The organism is Candidatus Microbacterium phytovorans (assembly GCA_029202445.1).
Taxonomy (GTDB): domain Bacteria; phylum Actinomycetota; class Actinomycetes; order Actinomycetales; family Microbacteriaceae; genus Microbacterium; species Microbacterium phytovorans.
The window spans coordinates 2,195,518-2,214,276 of record CP119321.1 but is presented as its reverse complement, the minus strand read 5'-3'; the positions used below and the strand labels follow the sequence as shown (position 1 = coordinate 2,214,276).

Genomic DNA, 18,759 nt, shown 5'->3' with positions numbered 1-18,759 from the left:
GAAAACGTCTCCTCTTCGCGGGCTTTCCTCCATCCTGGCGGAAAGCCGCCAGGGGCGAGGGATCTGCGCACACCGGGAGTGGCGCCTGTGGACAAACCGCATGCGCGGCGCCGCGAACGCGCGTCCTCACGGTCCGTGCCGCCGTCCGCGCCCGACGGGCTCGGGTAGCGTGAGCGGCGTGAGTGAACCCGCCACGCCGCCCGCCGCGATCCCCGGCACCGATCCCGCTCCCGACTCCGACGCCGCGTCCGACGCCGACACACCGCGCCGCGTGCGAGCGCACGCCGACAGCAGCGTCGGCCATCTGACGCTCGACCGGCCCGAGGCGATCAATGCGCTCGACCTCGGCATGATCGAAGACCTCGCCGCCGCGCTCGACCGCTGGGAGAGCGACACCGACATCCAGGTGATCCTTCTCGACGGTGCCGGCGAGCGGGGGCTGTGCGCGGGAGGCGACGTGCGCGGGCTGCACGCGCAGATCGTCGCGGGCAACGGCGACGAGGCGGCGGTCTTCTTCCGCGCCGAGTACGCCCTCAACGCCCGCATCGCCGAATACCCCAAGCCGATCGTCGCCCTCGCAGACGGCATCACGATGGGCGGCGGCGTCGGACTCGCGTGCCATGCCGCGGTGCGGGTGGTCACCGAGCGGTCGAAGCTCGCGATGCCCGAGACCCGCATCGGGTTCACGCCCGACGTCGGCGGCAGCTGGCTGCTCGGGCGCGCACCGGGGCGCGTGGGCGAGTACCTCGCGCTCACCGGTGCGACGATGGATGCCGCGGATGCCATCTACGCAGGATTCGCCGACCATCTGGTGCCCTCCGAACGGCTCGGCGACCTGCACGACGCACTCGTGACGCGCGCCGACCCGCACACCCCCACCGAACTCGTGCTGCTCTTCGACGAGACGGCCGGGCCGTCGCGACTCGAGGCCGCCCGCCCCTGGATCGACGACGCGTTCTCGGCCGATACGGTCGTCGAGATCATCGCGCGTCTCCGGGAACGCTCGGAGCCCGAGGCCGCCGCGACGGCGGACACGCTCGAGGAGCTGTCGCCGACGGGCCTGGTCGTCACCCTGGCAGCGGTCCGGGCTGCGCGCGAGCTCCCCGACCTGCGCGCCGCACTCGCACAGGAGTACGGACTCGTGATGTGGTTCGCGACGACGCAGCCCGACCTGCCCGAAGGCATCCGTGCGCAGCTCGTCGACAGGGACCGGACGCCCGCGTGGACACCCGCGACGCTCCACGAGGTCGATCCGCACATCGGAGCGCGCGCCCTGGCATCCGTCCCCGACCGCGGATTGTGGGACTGACCCGTGTTCGACAGCCCCCTCTCCGCGTCCGCATACGAGATCCTGGCGGTCGCACCCGACGTCGACGACGACGCACTGCGCCGTGCATACCGCCTGCGCCTCCGCCAGACCCACCCCGACACGGGAGGCGACGCCGCGGTCTTCGTCCAGGTGCAGCGGGCGTGGGAGCTCGTCGGCACCCCCGAGGCGCGTGCCGCCTACGACCGCGGCCACGGATTCGGCGACGACGCGCCCTCGTTCGCGCCCGACGCGCCCGGCTGGCGGCCGCCGTCCGCACCGGCCGACACGCGTCCCCGCGCGCGTTCGTTCGGCCACCCGGGTGGCTGGCGTCGCGAGCGCTACCTCACCCTCATGCGCGAGTGGGTCGGGCGAGGGGCGCCGCTGGAGAACCCGTACGACCCCGCCCTCGTGCGCACCGCGCCCCGGGAGGTGCGTCGCCTGCTGGCCGACGCGCTCGCCGAGGAGGCGACCGCGCGGATCGTGGGCGACCTCGGGATGGGGTACACCGTGTGGCACGACGTCGCCGCCGACGCCCGCGAACCCGATGCGAAGGTCGACCACATCGTCCTCGGGCCGAGCGGCCTGTACGCGGTGCTGTCGGAGGACTTCGGCGGCCCGGTGCGCGTGCGCCGCGGCGAACTCATCGGCGACAGCGTCGGACGCGGAGCGCCCGTGGCATCCCTCGTCGCGCGCACGCGCGCCGTCGCCCGCTCGGCACGCGTGAAGTTCAGTGGCGCACTCGTCGTGCTCCCCGACGACGACATCGAGGCCGCCATCGTCGAACTCGGCAAGGTGCGCGGGCTGGCGGTGGCCGTCGTGTCGCGTTCGGCGCTGTCGACCGTGCTGCGTCGCGGCGTCACCGGTGCCCGGGAGATCGGCGGCAATGAGCTGTTCGACGTGCGCACGCGCCTGCAGCAGACCGTGCGCTTCGTCTGAGGCACCCGCCGCGACGACCCGCCGCGACGACCCGGCTCGGACTAGCCGATCCCGAGCAGCTGCAGCGGGTGGGTGAACCGCCACCACGCGTCGGGTTCGCCCAGATCGCCCGTGAGCGTCACGTCGGTCGTTGCGTCGTCGAGCGGGCCGGCGAGGGCGACCGTGCCGACGGTGTCGCCGTCGTCACGCGCGTCGCCCAGCTCGAGCTGTGGCTCCGCGGTCGCCGAGGCACCGTTCCACAGCAGCACGGAGAGATCGGATGCCGTCACGAGCTCGCCCGACGCCCCCCACGCCGTCGTGACCTCGCCGACGACCGTGCCGGCGGCGACGGTCTGACGCACCGCCGCTTCTTCGGCGACCCGGTCGAGGAGTTCGGCGGTCTCGTCGGCGCGGAGGGTCTCGGTGGGCTGGCCGACCACCACCGCGTAGACGCGGACGGTCGTGTCGTCGACGGCCACGTCGCGCGCCGCGAGCAGGTTGTAGTGTCCGAACAGTCCGCCCGTCTTGATCCCCACGACGGTGTCGTCGGACAGGAGCGGGTTGGTGTTGTCGATCTCGCCGACACCGTCGATCTGCGCCGTCCTCGTCGCGACGATCTCGGCAACGACGGGGTCGGCCATCGCCAGCTTGCCGAGCGCGATGAGCGAGGCGGCGTCGGCGGAGTTCCCCTCGTCGATGCCGGTGGGCTCGACGACCGTGATGCCCTGCAGTCCGTTCGCGTCGAGCCAGCCCCGCGCGGCCGACGCGAACGCCTCGTCGGTGGGCCATAGGTCCTGGATGAGCATGTCGACGTAGTTGCCGGCCGAGGCGATGAGGGCGCCCTGCATCAGCTGGTACTGCGTGAGGGTGCCGCCCACCGGCACGTCGAGCGCCGATTCGCCGCGGCCGAGGAAGCTCCAGTAGTCCGCGCGGTCGGCGTAGACGATGTCGCGCACGGGCCCGTCTTCTCCGACGGCGATCGGCTTCTCGTCTTGCACCATGAGCACCGCGATGAGCTTGGTGATGCTCGCCATCGCGTCGGCATCCGTCGACGAGGCCGCGACGGTCTCGACCCCGTCGATCCCCACGGCGCCCTCGCCGTCGGCGGGCCAGGACACGGCGGATGCCGGGGCCGTCACCGTCGGCGCCTCGGCGGCGTCGACGACGGGGGTCACATTGTCGAGAGTCCAGAGCTGGGTCGCCGCGGTGTACCCGCCGACGAGTGCCAGCAGGACCACGACGGTGACGATGAAGCCGGCGGGGGAGCGGCGCCGACGGCGGGGAACCAGTTCGGGCAGCACGGGGACGTATGCGCTCGCCGCCGCGGAGAGGTCGTCGGGGGCCCGGCGGACGCCGACGGCATCCACGTCGATCCACGACAGCGCCACCGGTCGGCGCGGCGTCACGAGCGGGATGTCGCCAGACGCAGCAGCCACGGGCGCGGCGGCGACGGGGGCGGCGGCGGCGACGGGGGCGGCGGCAGCGACGGGCGCTGCGGAGTGGCCGGCTGTCGTGGGGATCTCGGCGGAGTCGGCGCGCGAGCGCTCTTCGGCTTGAGCGCGCAGCTCGCGCCGCGACGTGGGGGGTGCGTCGGGCGAAGTCACGCCCTCCAACGTACCCGCCCCGACCTCTGCGCCGGCTGACTATACTCGTCGCAGAACCACGGGAGTCCGGTGAGCCGGGCTGAGAGGAAGCGATCCACGCTTCGACCGTCGAACCTGATCCGGATCATGCCGGCGCAGGGAGGAGAACACATGCACGCGTCCGCGTCGCCGACCACCGTTCGCACCGCCCCGACGGGCCGCTTCCGCTGGCGCATCGTCGACATCGTCACCGCCAGCGTCATCGGCGTGGCGTCAGGGCTGATCTTCCTGGCCTGGAACATCGGCTACCTGGGTCCGAAGGCTCTTCTCGAGCCACTGCTGCCCGGGCTCCAGGGCCTCCTCGACGGCCCGTGGCTGTTCGCGGGCGTGCTGGGAGCGCTCATCATCCGCAAGCCGGGGGCCGCGCTCTACACCGAGACCCTCGCCGCCGTGGTGTCCGCACTCATCGGCAACCAGTGGGGCGGCTTCCTCACGATCGAGGCGGGCCTCGTGCAGGGCCTCGGCGCGGAGCTGATCTTCCTGCTCTTCCTCTACCGCGCGTGGTCGCTGCCGGTCGCGCTCCTCGCGGGAGCGGGGGCGGGACTGGCGGGTGCCGTCAACAACCTCATCCTCTGGTACGCGGGGGCGGATGCCACGTTCACCCTCGTCTACGTCGTGAGCGCCGTGGTCTCGGGAGCGCTGATCGCCGGCGGACTGTCGTGGTTCCTCGCTCGCGGCATCGCGGCCACGGGCGCCCTCGACGGCTTCGCATCGGGTCGCGACCGCCGCGAACGCGTCTGACCGGCGTGACCTCGCGGTCCGGAGGGGCGCCGACGCCCTCGGTGGTCGAGGCGCGCGGCTGGGGCTGGCGTCACGCCTCTCGCCGTGCGTGGGCCCTCGAGGGCGTCGACCTTCGGATCGAGCCGGGGGAGCGGGTGCTGCTCCTGGGGGCGTCGGGCGCGGGCAAGTCCACCCTTCTGCACGGCCTCGCGGGCGTGCTCGGGGGCGAGGAGGAGGGCGAGTCGCGTGGAGAGCTGCGCATCGACGGCGCGCCCGCGGCCGCCACGCGCGGGCGAGCGGGCCTCGTGCTGCAAGACCCCGACGCGCAGGTGATCCTCGCCCGGGTCGGCGACGACGTCGCCTTCGGGTGCGAGAACCTCGGCGTCCCGCGCGACGAGATCTGGCCGCGAGTACGGCACGCCCTGGATGCCGTCGGCCTCGACGTCGAGCTCGACCGCCCGACCAAAGCACTGTCCGGCGGACAGAAGCAGCGCCTCGCGCTCGCCGGTGCGCTCGCGATGCGGCCGGGCCTGCTCCTGCTCGACGAGCCCACGGCCAACCTCGACCCGGACGGCGTCGCGGAGGTCCGGGATGCCGTGGGCCGCGTCCTCGACGCGACGGGGGCGACGTTCGTCGTCGTCGAGCACCGTGTGGACGTGTGGCTGCCGCTCGTGCACCGGGTGGTGGTCCTGGGGGAGGGCGGCGTCGTCGCCGACGGGCCGCCCGACCGGGTGCTGCGCGACCGCGGACCCGAGCTCGCCGACGCGGGTGTCTGGGTTCCCGGCATCCCTCCCGCTGTGCCCCCTGCACCGGCGCGCACGCCCGGTGCTCCCGTGCTCACGGCGGAACGCCTCGCGGTGGCGCGGGTACGCGGTACGGCGGTGGCGATGGGCGTCGACCTGCAGGTCCGCGCCGGGGAGGCCCTCGCCGTCGTCGGCCCCAACGGCGCCGGAAAGTCCACCCTCGGGCTCACCCTCGCCGGCCTGCTTCCCCCGCATGCCGGGGAGGTCACGGCATCCCGCGACCTCGCCGAGGGTGTCGGGCCGTCGCCCATCGGCTGGCGGTCCCGCGAGCTGCTGACCCGCATCGGCATGGTGTTCCAAGACCCCGAACACCAGCTGCTGGCCCGCACGGTGAGGGACGAGCTCGAAATCGGTCCGCGCGCTCTGGGGCTCGCGCCGGATGCCATGACGGCACGAGTCGACGAGCTCCTCGACCGCCTGCGGCTCGCCGCCCTCGCCCGCGCGAACCCGTACACACTGTCGGGCGGAGAGAAGCGCCGGCTGACCGTCGCCGCGGCGCTCGCCACCGCACCGCGCGTGCTCGTGCTCGACGAGCCCACCTTCGGCCAGGACGCCCGCACGTGGGCGGAGCTCGTGAGCATGCTCGCCGGGCTGCGCGACGAGGGGCGCGCGATCGTCACCATCACGCACGACGAGGCCGTCGTCGCCGCCCTGCACGCCCGACGGTTCGCTCTGACGAGGCGGGAGCGCGCGTGACGCTGTTCGACTCCCGGGCCCGCACCGGCCCCGTCGCCTCGATCAACCCGGTCGCCAAGCTGGCGGCCAGTGCGCTCATCGCGGTGCCGCTCGTCCTCACGCTCGACGTCGTGTCGGCATCCGTCGCCCTCGCCCTGGAGTGCGTGCTGTTCCTGTTCGCGGGACTCGGGTGGCGGGAGTTCTGGCTGCGCACCTGGCCGGTCTGGCTCGCCGCGCCGTTGACGGCCCTCACGATCGCGCTCTACGGCGAGGCGTCCGGCCAGGTGTACGTCGAATGGTTCGTGGTGCGCGTGAGCGACGGATCACTCGCACTCGCGGCGGCCACGTTCGTCCGCGTGCTCGCGGTCGCGCTGCCGTCGGTCGTCCTCTTCGTCACCGTCGACCCCACCGACCTCGCCGACGGGCTCGCGCAGATCGTGCGACTGCCGGCGCGATTCGTCCTCGGCGCGCTCGCCGGGCTGCGCATGGTGGGGCTGTTCGTCGACGACTGGCGCGCGCTCGAACTCGCCCGTCGTGCGCGGGGCGTCGCCGATCGGGGTCGCATCCGACGGTTCGTCGGCATGGCGTTCGCGCTGCTCGTGCTGTCGATCCGCCGCGGCACGAAGCTCGCCACGGCCATGGAGGCTCGCGGGTTCGGTGCCCCCGGCATCCGCACGTGGGCGCGTCCGTCACGGTTCGGGTGGCGCGAGTGGGTGCTCGTCGCGATCGGCGCCGCCATCTCGGCGATCGCGGTCACGGCCGCCGTCGTCGCCGGCACGTGGAACTTCATCCTCGGCCCGCCCTGAGCCGGCATCGCCGAGCGGTTGCTCGGATGCCGCGCGTCAGTGGTCGGTGCGCTCGTCGAGGAGGCGCACCTGACGGCGCAGCGCGGTCACCCGGTACGACGCGTCGAGGAGCTCGGTGACCTCCGTCCAGTCGGTGTCCTCGTCCAGGTCGATCGCGATCCACCCGTAGGGGGCGAGGTAAGCGGGCTCCCAGAACCGCGGATCCTGGCGCAGCGCCGGCTCATCGGTGGGATCGGCCCGGATGAGGAGGGCGTGATCGTGGCGCACCCACTCGCCATCGATGCGCTGCGATCCTCCGTAGTGAGCGAAGACCCGCCTCGTGAAGAATGTGGGCCGGCCGTGGCTGACCTTCTCCTCCGCCTCGGGCAGCGCGAGCGCGAGCGCGCGCACACGGACCAGAAGAGCGTCGTCGTCGTCGAACATCTGCGGGTGGCTCATGAAGATCCTCCGTCGGGGCGCGCTCAGCTGGCGTTCCACAGGTTGCGGTAGTAGGCCAGGCGCAGCTCGTCGGGCTCGACACCGTACGAAGCGAGCAGGGCGCCGTCCCACCCGGGGCCGTAGTTCCACTCCGTGCTCATCGCCGCCACGGCGATGTCGGCCCAGCGGTCGGCGACGCCGAGAGCGCCGAGGTCGACGTGCGCGACGGGCGCGCCGAGATCGTCGAGCAGAGTGTTCGGGCAGCAGGCGTCGCCGTGACACACGACGAGCCGGTCAACCGGGGGCGGATCGTGCAACGCCGCGGGCACCACGATGCCGCGGCGCGCCGCGCGCTCCAGGCGGCTCGCCACCTGCCAGTCGAAGGGGCAGTCCGCCACAGGGAGGGCGTCGTGCAGCAGCCGCAAGCCGGCCCCGACTGCCGCGACGGCGACAGCGGGCTCGGCCACCCACCGCGCGTCGACGGCCGAACGCCCGGGGATCGCGCGGGTGACGAGCCACTCCTCACCGGCATCCTCGCCCGACTCGAGCACCTCCGGCACGCGGATGAACCGCGCCGCCCAGCGCAAGCGCTCGACCTCCTCCGCCATCGTGGTCTCGTCGGTGAGCGGGCCGTGCTTCACGAACCTGCCGTCGGAGGTGCGGAAGGTGACTCCGCCGTGCCCGTTGCGCCACACTGCCGTCAGCCCCGCCCCGGCGGCCAGCCGGCGCACTCGATCGGGGACGGTGACCTCGCCGACGGGGACGGACATGGCGTCCATCTTGCCGCTCCCGTCCGACGTCCGTCGCGGACCCCATCGCGATCTCGCCGAGACGGAACGCAGTCCCGGCTACACTGGGATGCGGTTTCACCCGTTCGAAGGAGAGCGCATGGACATCGCCGGCACATCGGCCCTCGTGACGGGCGGCGCGAGCGGGCTGGGCCTCGCAACCGCCCGACGCCTTGCCGCCGCGGGCGCGCACGTGGTCCTCATCGACCTCCCCACCTCGGCGGGAGCCGCCGTCGCGGACGATCTCGGCGGCACGTTCGCGCCGGCCGACGTGACGGATGCCGAACAGGTCGCCGCCGCCGTCGCCACGGCATCCGCCGCCGCGCCCCTGCGCGTGGTCGTGAACTGCGCCGGCATCGCACCCCCCGCGAAGGTCCTCGACCGCGAGGGTGCACCCACGCCGCTCGCCGATTTCGAACGCATCGTCCGCGTCAACCTCATCGGCACCTACAACGTCGTCGCCCAGGCATCGGCGGCGATGGCGGCGACCGAGCCGTCGGCCTCCGGCGATCGAGGCGTCATCGTCAACACGGCCTCGGTCGCCGCGTTCGACGGGCAGATCGGCCAGCCGGCCTATGCCGCGAGCAAGGGCGGGGTGCACGCGATGACGCTGCCGATCGCCCGCGAGCTCGCGCGCTACGGCATCCGGGTGTGCACGATCGCGCCGGGGATCATGGAGACGCCCATGCTCGCGGGGCTGCCGCAGGCGGCGCAGGACTCGCTCGGTCAGCAGGTGCCCTACCCCCAGCGTCTCGGGCGACCCGACGAGTACGCGGCGCTCGTGATGTCGATCGTCGACAACGGCTACCTCAACGGCGAGACCATCCGCCTCGACGGCGCGATCCGGATGGCCCCCAAATGACCCGCCACTCCTCGTCGCCCCGCGGGAAGGACCGCTCATGACCGACTCGATCCTGTACACGCGAGACGGCGCGCTGGCCCGTCTCACGTTCAACCGGCCCGCCTCCCTGAACGCGATGGGGTTCGAGATGGGCGCCCGCTGGCGCGACCTGGCGCACGAGATCACGGCGGACGAGACCGTGGGGGCCGTGCTGCTCGACGCGAACGGTCCCGCGTTCTGCGCGGGCGGCGATGTCGTCGAGATGGCCACGTCGGGGGCGACCGGCGCGCAGGTGACCGATGCCGCGCGAACGATCCACGACGGCATCCGCACGTTCGCGGAGTCCGCCCTGCCGATCGTCGCGGCCGTGCAGGGCGCGGTCGCCGGGGGCGGACTGGGGCTCATGCTCACCGCGGACTACATCGTCGCCTCGCCCACCGCGAAGTTCGTCAGCAAGTACGCGAACATCGGTCTCACGCCCGACCTCGGCGTCTCCACGCTCCTGACGGCCGCCGTCGGCCCGCGGCGCGCACTGCAGCTCCTTCTCCAGGACGTCACGATCGACGCCGCGACCGCCTGCGACTGGGGCCTCGTCACCGAGGTCGCCGACGACCCGGGCGCGCGAGCGGCCGACGTCGCCCGGTTCTGGCTCGACAATGCGACCGGGGCGTTCGGCCAGGCCAAGCGCCTGGTCCGGGCGGGTGCCGGACGCTCCTTCGCCGACAACCTCGACGACGAGGCCCGCACGATCGGCGCCGCCTTCGAGACCGACGCGTCGAAGCGGCGCGTGGCCGCGTTCGCCGCGGCATCCCGCACCCCCAAGGAGACCCGATGACCCCCACCGGCTCCGGCGCCCTCGCCGGCAAGACCATTCTGATGTCGGGCGGCAGCCGCGGCATCGGGCTCGCGATCGCCCTGCGCGCCGCGCGCGACGGCGCGAACATCGCCCTGATGGCGAAGACCGACACGCCGCACCCCAAACTGGAGGGCACGGTCCACACGGCCGCCGAACAGATCCGCGCCGCGGGCGGACAGGCGCTGCCGATCGTGGGTGACGTACGCAACGACGACGACATCACCGCCGCCGTGCTGACGACCCAGGGCGAGTTCGGCGGCATCGACATCGTCGTCAACAACGCGTCGGTGATCGACCTGTCGGGGTCGCTGGAGCTGTCGGCGAAGAAGTACGACCTCATGCAGGACGTCAATGTCCGCGGCACGTTCCTGCTGTCGCGTGCGGCGGTGCCGATCCTGAAGGATGCCGAGAACCCGCACATCCTGTCGCTGTCTCCGCCGCTGAACACGACGCCCCGCTGGCTCGGCGCCCACACCGGGTACTCGCTCGCGAAGTTCGGCATGACGATGGCCACCCTCGGGATGGCGGCCGAGTTCGCCCCGGACGGCATCGCCGCCAACACGCTGTGGCCGGAGACGACCATCGCGACGGCGGCCGTGCAGTTCGCGCTCGGGGGCGAACGCATGATGAAGGTCAGCCGCACGCCGGAGATCTACGCCGATGCCGCCTACGAGGTGCTCACGCGTCCGGCCCGCGAGTACACGGGTCAGACGCTCATCGTCGAGGACGTGCTACGCGAGGCCGGGGTGACCGACTTTTCCGGGTATGCGGCGACTCCCGGCACTCCCGACTCGGAGCTGTTCCCCGACATCTTCCTCTGAGCGGTCTGCGCTGAGCGGTCTGCCCGGTTCGGTCCTCCCTGCGTTCAGATGAGGTCGAGGGCGACGAGGGCGTTGTGCACGCCGTCGTCGAGGACGCCCGTCGTCACCCGATCGGCGAGCGCCTGGAGCTGCGGGTCGGCGCCGGCCATAGCCACAGACGTGCCGCAGACCTCGAACATCTCGACATCGTTCCAGCTGTCGCCGATGCCGACGGCCAGTGCGGGGTCGAGGCCCAGCATGTCGAGGATCTCGACGATCGCGGCGCCCTTCGTCGTGCCTCGCATCGAGATCTCGCCGTTCGAGCCGCCGGGAAGCGGGATGCTCCCGGGGATCACGTGGAATCGATCTCCCAGATCGGCCTGCATGCGGTCGACACCGTCGGAGCGGTCGCTGACGAACGTCGCCTTCGCGATCTCGTCGAGGGGCGCCTCCGAGACGTCGCCGTACCGCTCGGCGGCCTCCTGCAGCACCGATCCGAGCAGGTCGTCGCCGCTGCGCGCGTCACCGTGGGCGCCGTGGGCCGCGCCGAGGTGCGCGAGGTCCTCCGCGCGGCGCTCGGCGCGCTGGCGGAGGAAGTCGCCCATCAGGTCGACGATTCCGGCGCTGGCGTACACGCGCTCGTGCGACTGCAGGAAGTACTGGATGCCGCCGTCCTCGAAGTAGCGGATCAGACGCTCGACGTCGCCGCGCGGCATCGTGTGCCGGACGACCAGCTCGCCGTCCCGCGTCGCGAAGGCGCCACCGTTGGTGATCGCGCCGTCGAATCCGATGGCGCGCACGTCGGGGTGGATGTCGCCGTCGGCGCGGCCCGTGCACAGGTACACGAGATGCCCGCGGGCCCGCGCCGTGCGGATCGCGGTGACCGTCGACGGGGCGATGACCGAGCCGTGCTCGAGGATCGTCCCGTCGATGTCGATGAACACGATGCGTTGCGAGGATGCCGGGGAAGTCACGGCATCCATCCTCTCAGTGCCGGATGAACGGCTCCTGCACGTCAGTGCTTCTGGCCGGTGACCAGCAGCACTCCGCCGAGCCCGATCATCATCGTGCCGCCCGTCGCGGTGAGCGTCTCGATGCGTCGCGGTGAACGCGCGAACCAGGTCCGCGCGGCGGCGGCGGCGAACACCCACACGCTGTCGGAGACGAGGGCGATGACCGCGAAGACGAGCCCGAGCTCCATCATCTGCCAGGCGACGGCCCCGGCGTGCACGTCGACGAACTGCGGCAGCACGGCGACGAAGAAGGCGATGGTCTTCGGGTTGGTGACGCCGACGAGGAACCCCTGCCACAGCTGACGCGCGTGCGAGCGGGGGAGGCGGGCGACCTCGACCTCTCGGGCGGCGTCCTTGCGGTGACGGATCGCCTGCACGCCGAGGTACATGAGGTACAGCGCGCCGACGATCTTCAGCGCCGTGAACAGCTCGACCGACCGCGCGATGATGCCGCCGACGCCGAGGGCCACCAGCGCGACGATCGGCACGAGAGCGAGGGTGACGCCGGCGACGCTGAGCAGTCCGCCCGCCCGGCCGAGCGCCAGCGTGCGACCGACCGAGAAGAGCACGGCCGGTCCGGGGATGACGATCAGCACGAGCGCAGCCACCGTGAAGGCGAGGAGATTGTCGAGAGGCACCACAGCGAAGAGCGTAGACCGTCGTCAGGTTCTCGGTGTTCGCGCGTCGTCTATGGATGTGACAGAAGACACGAGAATGCGACGGCAGGCGGCGATGCAGGAAGCGGCCGCGCGGGCGATCCGCCGCACGCGCCAGCATCTGGGGATCAGTCAGGAGCTCCTGTCGGAGCGCGCGGGGGTCAGCGTCCGCACGCTCCGGTCCCTCGAGCGGGCGAACACCGTGCGGCCCCGACCGGAGACGCTCGCCCGCATCACGGCCGCGCTCGACCTCGACCCGGTGAGCAGCGGGCGCGTGCTGGCGGCGTGGGCGACACCTCCTCGGGAGACGGGCGGTGAGATCACCTTCGGCCCGGTGCCGTATGCCGACGAGATGCGTGAGTTCGCGGCATCCGCGACTCTCCTCCACGTCGATGAGACGGTGCAGGTGAGCACGGCGCGGCTGCGGGTGCGGGAGACGACGCGCGTCGCGCTCAAGTCCCGCAGCGGCACGCTCACCCACGTGTACGTCGTGAGCGTTCCGGATCCCGCGCTCCGAGATCCGGAGATCGTCGACCTGGAGGGATGCTCGGTGGCCGACGACGTGACGGCCGGCGACGGCGTGCGCGTCGTGCAACTCGCGCTCCACCGACCCGTGCGGGAACACGAGATCGGCACACTGCGCTTCTCGCGCCTGCGGCGCCCCGTGTTCGACACGGCGCCGCCCGTGGACTACGCGGGCACCGGGTTCCAGACGCCGACCGATCTGTACACGCTGCGGGTCAACTTCGACCCGCGCGTGCGGCCGGTGCGCGTGCTGCGGTGCGTGCAGGATCGACCGTTCGGCTCGCGTCGAGCGCTCCGATCGCTCGAGGTCGGCCCCGACGGGAGCGCCGCGCTCGCGATCCAGAAGCCGCGGCCCGCGGCCCATCTCATCCGATGGGACTGGTGAGGCGGCGCGCCCGCTAGCGTGTCGTCATGAGGGATCTGTCCAGCGCGCTGCGGCGTGGCCCGCTCGTGCTCGACGGCGGACTCGGCACGCTCCTGGAGGCGCGCGGCAACGACCTGAGCTCCGATCTGTGGTCTGCGCGACTGCTGCGCGACGATCCCGACGAGGTGCGGGGTGCGCACGCCGAGTTCGCCGCGGCGGGCGCCGACGTGCTCATCACCTGCTCCTATCAGCTCGCGTACGGCGGGCGCATCGACGACGACGAGGTCACCGCGCTGCTCGCGCGCAGCGTCGCCCTCGCCCGTGACGCCGGCGAGGGGTTTGTTGCGGCATCCGTCGGACCCTTCGGTGCCGCGCGCGCCGACGGCAGCGAGTACCGCGGCGACTACGGGGTGAGCGTCGATCATCTCGCGCAGTGGCACCGCCGTCGCCTCCACACCCTCGCCGACGCGGCGCCCGACGTGCTGGCGGTTGAGACGATCCCGTGCATCGAAGAGGTCGAGGCGCTCGTCTCCGAGATCGACGGCCTCGGCATCCCCGCCTGGATCAGTCTCTCCGCCGCCAGCGACGCGTTCACCGACGCTCTGCTGGAAGAGGCGCTGCGCATCGCCGCGTCGGCGCGAGGGGTCGTCGCGGTCGGGGTCAACTGCTGTCCGCCCGAGCGCGTGCCCGCGGCGCTGGCGCTGGCCCCCGCGGGGACCCCGCTCGTCGCCTACCCGAACAGCGGAGAGACGTGGGATGCCGAGGCGCGACGGTGGCGCGGTGCCCCCGGCATCCCGGCTCGCGACGCCCGCGCGTGGATCTCCGCGGGTGCGCGCTTCGTCGGCGGCTGCTGCCGCACGACCCCAGCGCACATCGCCGCCCTCGCCGACGCCGTCCACGGGTGAACCGACGCGAAGAAGGTGGCGCAATCTGTCGCTTCGCCGGGAGCGGAGGCGACCGATTGCGCCACCTTCAGGTGGCCTGCCCGAGGAGGGGAGAGGGGGATCAGGCGGAGAGGCTGGCGCCGTTGGTGCGGATGACCTCGGCGTACCAGTCGAAGGACTTCTTCTTGAAACGGTCCAGCGTGCCCGAGCCGTCGTCGTTGCGGTCGACGTAGATGAACCCGTAGCGCTTGCTGAGCTGCGCGGTGGAGGCCGACACGAGATCGATGCAGCCCCACGTCGTGTAGCCGAGCAGGTCGACGCCGTCTTCGATCGCCTCGCCGACGGCATCCAGGTGCGCCTGGAGGTAGGCGATGCGGTAGTCGTCCACGACCGTCTTCACGCCGTCGATCTCGACGAGCTCGTCCTTCGCGCCGAGACCGTTCTCCACGATGAACAGCGGCTTCTGCCAGCGGTCCCAGAACTGGTTCAGCACGAGGCGCAGCCCGACCGGGTCGATCTGCCAGCCCCACTCCGACTCCTTCAGCGTCGGGTTCTTCACGCCGCCGAAGAGGTTGCCCTCGCCCATGACGCGCTTGTCGTCGTCGGCGGTCTCGCAGATCGAGGAGTAGTAGCTGAACGACACGAAGTCGACGGTGTGCTCCTTCAGCAGCGCCCGGTCCTCGTCGCTGATGACGAGCTCGACGCCCTGCTCCCGCAGGCTCCGCAGGTAGTACCCCGGGTACTCGCCGCGCACGTGGATGTCGCCGAACGCGAGGTTCACGCGCTCGGTGGTGAGCGCGGCGAAGACGTCGTCGGGGTCGGGCGTGAGCGGGTAGACCGGCATCGACAGCACCATGCAGCCGATCTGCGCGTCGGGTGCGAGCTCGCGCGCGATCTTGGTCGCCAGGGCGGATGCCACGAGCTCATGGTGGACGGCCTGGTACAGGTCGGTCTTCGACAGCTGCTCCTTGGGCGTGTTGATGCCGCCCGACATGAACGGCGCGTGGACCACCGAGTTGATCTCGTTGAAGGTCAGCCAGTACTTGACGCGCGCGCCGTAGCGGCTGAACAGCACGCGGACGTAGCGCTCGTAGAAGCCGATCAGGTCGCGGTTGACCCAGCCGTCGTACTTCTCGGCGAGGTGGAGGGGGGTCTCGTAGTGCGAGATGGTCACGAGCGGCTCGATGCCGTGCTTCTCGAGCTCGTCGAGCACGCGGTCGTAGAACGCCAGACCGGCCTCGTTGGGCTCGGTCTCGTCGCCCTGGGGGAAGATGCGGCTCCACGCGATGGAGAACCGGAACGTCGTGAAGCCCATCTCGGCGAAGAGGGCGATGTCCTCCGCGTAGCGGTGGTAGAAGTCGATGCCGACCTGCTTCAGGTTGTCATCGGTGGGGCCGTCGGTGCGCGGCGTCATGATGCCCTTCGGCATGACGTCCTGGATCGAGAGGCCCTTGCCGTCCTCAAGGTACGCGCCCTCCACCTGGTTCGCGGCGGTCGCGCCGCCCCAGAGGAAGCCGTCGGGGAAGCGGGTGGTGCTCATGTGGGATGTCTCCTGTTCGAGGGGCGGGTGGGATGCCGGAGCAAGCGCTCTCGGCATCCCACCCGCTGATGCGGGGTACGCGGGTTACTTCGCGATGGCGAGGAAGTCGACCGATACGGCGGTGAACAGCGGCTCACCGTGGGCGATCGGACCGGCCGCCGACGCGGTGATCTCCGGGTACAGGTCGGGATTGGTGACGATGACCGGCGTCGTCAGGTCGTAGCCGGCCTTCTCGATCGCGTCGCCGTCGAACTCGACGAGGAGGTCGCCGGCCTTCACCTGCTGGCCCGCGGTCACCTTGGTGGAGAAGTGCTCCCCACCGAGCTTGACCGTGTCGATGCCGATGTGGATCAGCAGCTCGGCGCCGTCGGCGTGACGGAGGCCGAACGCGTGGCCCGTGGGGAACGCGGCGACGACGATGCCGTCGAACGGCGCGTACACGGCACCCGAGCGGGGCTGCACGGCCACGCCGCGACCCAGCGAGCCGTCGGCGAAGGCCGCGTCGGGCACCTCGCTGAGCGGCACGACGGTGCCGTCGACGGGGCTCAGGATCGCGACGTCGTTGGCGGCGACGGGCGCGGGAGCGGCTGCCTCCTCGGGCTCCTTGAAGCCCACGATCGCGGTGAGGAGGAACGGCACGGCGATCGCCACGAGCAGGCCGATGGTGAGCATGATCATGTTGCCGTTGCCGAACAGGGCAGGAAGCGCCAGGCCGGAGGGCACGACGAACGCGGTCGAGAAGACGCCGCCGATCGAGATGATCGCGCCGCCGATCGCACCGCCGACGATGCCGAAGGCGAACGGGCGCTTGAGCGGCAGGTTGATGCCGTAGATCGCGGGCTCGGTGATGCCGGCGAGGAAGCCGGACAGCGTCGCGGGCGCGGCGAGCGACTTGAGGCTCTTGTTGCGGGCGCGCACCCAGACGCCGGCGACGGCGGCGGCCTGCGCGAGCACGGCGGCGAACACGGGGCCGACGAGGAGGATCTGTCCGGTGGTCTGGAACTCGAGCGTGAACAGCGGCACGAGACCCCAGTGCAGACCGAAGATCACGAAGACCTGCCACAGGCCGCCCATGATCGCGCCACCCAGCCACGGCACGTACTCGAACACCCAGCCGATGCCGTTGCCGAGCCAGCCGCTGAGGACGGCGGAGATCGGACCGATGACGACGAAGACGATCGGCACGGCGAGCAGCACGACGATCATCGGGGTGACGAAGCGCCGCACCGCGCCGGGGAGCTTCGCGTAGAGGAAGCGCTCCGCGTGGGACTGCAGCCACACGATGACGATGATCGGGATGACGCTGGAGACGTAGGTGACCATCGTGAAGGGGATGCCGAAGAACGTCAGGTCGGGGGCGCCGACGAGCGGAGTGATCGTCGGGTAGAGGAGTGCGGCGGCGATCGCGAATGCCGTGAACTCGTTGGCCTTGAAGTAGCGCGCGGCCGTGAAGGCGAGTGCGAGCGGAAGGAAGTTGATGAACGCGTCGGAGAGGGCGTTCAGCACGACGTAGGTGCTCGTCGTGGCGTCGATCCAGCCGAACGTGACGGCGGCGGCGAGGAACGCCTTCAGGAGGCCGGTGCCGGCCAGCGCCCACAGCAGCGGCGTGAAGATCGCCGAGATCATCGCGATGAACCGGTTGAAGAGGTTGCCCTTCGGTCCGGCCGGGGTGTCGGAGCCGCCGGCCCCGCCGATCCCGGAGATCTTGCCGATCTCGGCGAACACCTCCGGCACGTCGTTGCCGATGACGACCTGGTACTGGCCACCGGCCTGCGCCGTCGTGATCACGCCGGGGGTCGCCCGCAGCGTGGTCGCGTTCGCCTTGGACTCGTCCTTGAGAACGAATCGCAGCCGTGTCGCGCAGTGTACGAGCGACTGCACGTTCTCCTCGCCGCCGACTCCGGCGAGGACGCCGGCCGCGGTCTTTGCGTAATCCGCCATTGGGATCCGCCTTCCTTTCGCCGCAGCTCTGCGGCACTCCTGTGGTTCTCGCGAGGCCGGACCGCCTGCTTTCGGGCAAAAAAATAACCTGGACTCGTTCACCTCGAGCCGATCGGAATCGGTCGTGATGTGAGTCCAGGTTTCGCCCGCTGTCGCGGTAACGATCCGGAGATCTCGGCAGGACGGGGTCCTGCGGAGGTCAAGTTACCACAGGACCCGCGCTGCCGCCAGTGGTGACCTGAGACCGCAGGCGCTCGACGTGGACGATGAGGTACAGCACCTCCTCGTCGGTGAGGGCGGCCTCCGTCGCGGCGAAGACGTACTTCTTGACCTCTTCGGCGATGGCGTGCGACTGCGGGTAGCTGTGCTTGGCGAACTCGAAGAACGAGCTGTCGTTGCCCACGAGCATCGTGCGGTTGACGAGCCGCTGCAGCAGGAACTGCACGTGCAGGATGAACCGCGCGTAGTCGGCGCTCCCGGCATCCAGGGTCACCCCCAGTCGCTGTTCGACGACGTCGACGACGTGTTGCAGGCGGCGCAGCAGCAGGGCGGCGGTGCCGTTGGGCTCGTCGCGCGTCGCGTTGAGGAGGTGCATCGTGAGGAACACCGCCTCCTCGGGGGGAAGCGGGCGACCGAGGGATGCCGCGAGGGAGGCGGCCATGCGATCCGCCGCCGCGAACTCGTGCGGGTAGAGCACGCGCAGCTCCGGCATCGAGGTGGTCGGGATGCGGAGCCCCTGGTCGAGACGTTCGAGCACGTAGTGGACGTGGTCGATCACGGCAATGGTCAGGTGGCGGTCGAGGTGTCGCCCGAGCATACGCTCCGCCTCGTCGACGGCGCGGGTGACGGCCTCGATCGTGGCGTACGGCACGTCGACGAGCAGCCGTCGCTCGCGCTCGCCCTGCGCGCCGGCGTCGAGGATGAACGTCTTCTCGACTTTCGACGGGTCGATCACGTCGTGCGGCTTCAGTTGGAATCCGAGGCCCCGGCCCATGAGCACCCGCTCGCGCCCCGATTCGTCGATCGCGATCACGACGTTGTTGTTGAGCACTCGGTGCACCGGAACGGGGTGCGCGACGGGCGGTCGCGAGGGCGCGGATGCCGGCCCCGAGGGGGCGGCATCGCCGGGGGTGCTCATGCCGAGCATTCTAGGAGGCGCCGCCGCGCAGACAGGCACTCCGCCGCATCCTGCGGCGCGTTTCCGAAATGTAAAGGTTTCATTTCGTATTGAAAGTTCGAAAAGCACAGCCCCTATGGTGAGCG

The 18,759-nt window shown here is 71.3% G+C and carries 18 protein-coding genes and 1 riboswitch; of the genes, 10 read left to right on the top strand and 8 right to left on the bottom strand.

What is annotated here, in order from left to right:
* Positions 1-271: 271 nt before the first annotated feature.
* Together P0Y48_10500 and P0Y48_10495 are read left to right on the top strand one after the other, a co-directional pair.
* Positions 272-1,309, top strand: a complete 1,038-nt coding sequence (locus P0Y48_10500) for an enoyl-CoA hydratase/isomerase family protein (GenBank protein ID WEK15058.1) — start codon at positions 272-274, stop codon at positions 1,307-1,309.
* A 3-nt stretch (positions 1,310-1,312) separates the two neighbouring features.
* Complete coding sequence (locus P0Y48_10495) at positions 1,313-2,245, top strand: DnaJ domain-containing protein (protein ID WEK12891.1); 933 nt, start codon at positions 1,313-1,315, stop codon at positions 2,243-2,245.
* 41 nt (positions 2,246-2,286) lie between these two features.
* Here the strand turns inward: P0Y48_10495 and P0Y48_10490 are convergent, their stop codons facing one another.
* The gene (locus P0Y48_10490) at positions 2,287-3,828 is read right to left on the bottom strand and encodes a D-alanyl-D-alanine carboxypeptidase (protein WEK12890.1); all 1,542 of its coding nucleotides are present in this window, start codon (positions 3,826-3,828) and stop codon (positions 2,287-2,289) included.
* Positions 3,829-3,876: 48 nt separating this feature from the next.
* Positions 3,877-3,986: riboswitch (TPP riboswitch) on the top strand.
* Between P0Y48_10490 and P0Y48_10485 the strand changes: the two genes are divergently transcribed.
* From P0Y48_10485 to P0Y48_10475, 3 genes are all read left to right on the top strand, one after another.
* The gene (locus P0Y48_10485; GenBank protein WEK12889.1) at positions 3,979-4,608 is read left to right on the top strand and encodes an ECF transporter S component; all 630 of its coding nucleotides are present in this window, start codon (positions 3,979-3,981) and stop codon (positions 4,606-4,608) included. (Overlaps the previous riboswitch by 8 nt.)
* Before the next feature lie 5 nt (positions 4,609-4,613).
* On the top strand, positions 4,614-6,086 hold the full coding sequence (locus P0Y48_10480; protein ID WEK12888.1) for an ABC transporter ATP-binding protein: 1,473 nt from the start codon (positions 4,614-4,616) through the stop codon (positions 6,084-6,086).
* The gene (locus P0Y48_10475) at positions 6,083-6,871 is read left to right on the top strand and encodes an energy-coupling factor transporter transmembrane component T (GenBank protein ID WEK12887.1); all 789 of its coding nucleotides are present in this window, start codon (positions 6,083-6,085) and stop codon (positions 6,869-6,871) included. Before P0Y48_10480 ends, P0Y48_10475 begins: the two co-directional genes overlap by 4 nt.
* Before the next feature lie 36 nt (positions 6,872-6,907).
* Here P0Y48_10475 and P0Y48_10470 read toward each other — a convergent pair whose 3' ends face one another.
* Positions 6,908-7,309, bottom strand: coding sequence for an MmcQ/YjbR family DNA-binding protein (locus P0Y48_10470; GenBank protein WEK12886.1), 402 nt, complete (start codon positions 7,307-7,309; stop codon positions 6,908-6,910).
* A gap of 23 nt (positions 7,310-7,332) precedes the next feature.
* The gene (locus P0Y48_10465) at positions 7,333-8,058 is read right to left on the bottom strand and encodes an aminoglycoside 3'-phosphotransferase (protein ID WEK12885.1); all 726 of its coding nucleotides are present in this window, start codon (positions 8,056-8,058) and stop codon (positions 7,333-7,335) included.
* Between the two features lie 118 nt (positions 8,059-8,176).
* On the opposite strand from P0Y48_10465, the gene P0Y48_10460 reads away from it, so the two are divergent.
* The 3 genes from P0Y48_10460 to P0Y48_10450 are packed head-to-tail and all read left to right on the top strand — an operon-like array spanning position 8,177 to position 10,594.
* Positions 8,177-8,938 (top strand): SDR family NAD(P)-dependent oxidoreductase, encoded by a 762-nt coding sequence (locus P0Y48_10460; protein ID WEK12884.1) that lies wholly within the window; start codon positions 8,177-8,179, stop codon positions 8,936-8,938.
* A gap of 37 nt (positions 8,939-8,975) precedes the next feature.
* Positions 8,976-9,752, top strand: a complete 777-nt coding sequence (locus P0Y48_10455; protein WEK12883.1) for an enoyl-CoA hydratase/isomerase family protein — start codon at positions 8,976-8,978, stop codon at positions 9,750-9,752.
* Positions 9,749-10,594 carry an NAD(P)-dependent oxidoreductase gene (locus P0Y48_10450; protein ID WEK12882.1) on the top strand — a complete coding sequence of 282 codons (846 nt, stop codon included), beginning with the start codon at positions 9,749-9,751 and terminating at the stop codon, positions 10,592-10,594. The genes P0Y48_10455 and P0Y48_10450 overlap by 4 nt, the downstream gene beginning before the upstream one ends.
* Positions 10,595-10,638: 44 nt before the next feature.
* On the opposite strand, the gene P0Y48_10445 is transcribed toward P0Y48_10450, so the two are convergent.
* On the bottom strand, positions 10,639-11,547 hold the full coding sequence (locus tag P0Y48_10445; protein WEK12881.1) for a Cof-type HAD-IIB family hydrolase: 909 nt from the start codon (positions 11,545-11,547) through the stop codon (positions 10,639-10,641).
* 41 nt (positions 11,548-11,588) lie between these two features.
* Positions 11,589-12,227 carry a LysE family translocator gene (locus P0Y48_10440; GenBank protein ID WEK12880.1) on the bottom strand — a complete coding sequence of 213 codons (639 nt, stop codon included), beginning with the start codon at positions 12,225-12,227 and terminating at the stop codon, positions 11,589-11,591.
* 73 nt (positions 12,228-12,300) lie between these two features.
* On the opposite strand from P0Y48_10440, the gene P0Y48_10435 reads away from it, so the two are divergent.
* Both P0Y48_10435 and mmuM read left to right on the top strand, forming a co-directional pair.
* Positions 12,301-13,152, top strand: coding sequence for a helix-turn-helix transcriptional regulator (locus tag P0Y48_10435; GenBank protein ID WEK12879.1), 852 nt, complete (start codon positions 12,301-12,303; stop codon positions 13,150-13,152).
* A 26-nt stretch (positions 13,153-13,178) separates the two neighbouring features.
* Positions 13,179-14,036, top strand: a complete 858-nt coding sequence (gene mmuM, locus P0Y48_10430) for a homocysteine S-methyltransferase (GenBank protein ID WEK12878.1) — start codon at positions 13,179-13,181, stop codon at positions 14,034-14,036.
* Positions 14,037-14,136: 100 nt separating this feature from the next.
* On the opposite strand, the gene P0Y48_10425 is transcribed toward mmuM, so the two are convergent.
* The 3 genes from P0Y48_10425 to P0Y48_10415 all read right to left on the bottom strand — a co-directional run bounded on the left by P0Y48_10425 (position 14,137) and on the right by P0Y48_10415 (position 18,634).
* Positions 14,137-15,555: a glycoside hydrolase family 1 protein gene (locus tag P0Y48_10425; protein WEK12877.1), complete on the bottom strand. Its 1,419-nt coding sequence runs from the start codon at positions 15,553-15,555 to the stop codon at positions 14,137-14,139.
* Between the two features lie 84 nt (positions 15,556-15,639).
* Positions 15,640-17,496: a beta-glucoside-specific PTS transporter subunit IIABC gene (locus P0Y48_10420; protein WEK12876.1), complete on the bottom strand. Its 1,857-nt coding sequence runs from the start codon at positions 17,494-17,496 to the stop codon at positions 15,640-15,642.
* 199 nt (positions 17,497-17,695) lie between these two features.
* The gene (locus P0Y48_10415) at positions 17,696-18,634 is read right to left on the bottom strand and encodes a PRD domain-containing protein (GenBank protein WEK12875.1); all 939 of its coding nucleotides are present in this window, start codon (positions 18,632-18,634) and stop codon (positions 17,696-17,698) included.
* Between the last annotated feature and the right edge of the window lie 125 nt (positions 18,635-18,759).

Bases quoted from the DNA above. Each gene is read 5' to 3' on its own strand.
- P0Y48_10485 (WEK12889.1), top strand. From the start codon at position 3,979: ATGCACGCGTCCGCGTCGCCGACCACCGTTCGCACCGCCCCGACGGGC.
- P0Y48_10470 (WEK12886.1), bottom strand. From the start codon at position 7,309: ATGAGCCACCCGCAGATGTTCGACGACGACGACGCTCTTCTGGTCCGT.
- P0Y48_10465 (WEK12885.1), bottom strand. From the start codon at position 8,058: ATGTCCGTCCCCGTCGGCGAGGTCACCGTCCCCGATCGAGTGCGCCGG.
- P0Y48_10460 (WEK12884.1), top strand. From the start codon at position 8,177: ATGGACATCGCCGGCACATCGGCCCTCGTGACGGGCGGCGCGAGCGGG.
- P0Y48_10455 (WEK12883.1), top strand. From the start codon at position 8,976: ATGACCGACTCGATCCTGTACACGCGAGACGGCGCGCTGGCCCGTCTC.
- P0Y48_10450 (WEK12882.1), top strand. From the start codon at position 9,749: ATGACCCCCACCGGCTCCGGCGCCCTCGCCGGCAAGACCATTCTGATG.
- P0Y48_10435 (WEK12879.1), top strand. From the start codon at position 12,301: ATGCGACGGCAGGCGGCGATGCAGGAAGCGGCCGCGCGGGCGATCCGC.
- mmuM (WEK12878.1), top strand. From the start codon at position 13,179: ATGAGGGATCTGTCCAGCGCGCTGCGGCGTGGCCCGCTCGTGCTCGAC.
- P0Y48_10425 (WEK12877.1), bottom strand. From the start codon at position 15,555: ATGAGCACCACCCGCTTCCCCGACGGCTTCCTCTGGGGCGGCGCGACC.
- P0Y48_10420 (WEK12876.1), bottom strand. From the start codon at position 17,496: ATGGCGGATTACGCAAAGACCGCGGCCGGCGTCCTCGCCGGAGTCGGC.
- P0Y48_10415 (WEK12875.1), bottom strand. From the start codon at position 18,634: ATGAGCACCCCCGGCGATGCCGCCCCCTCGGGGCCGGCATCCGCGCCC.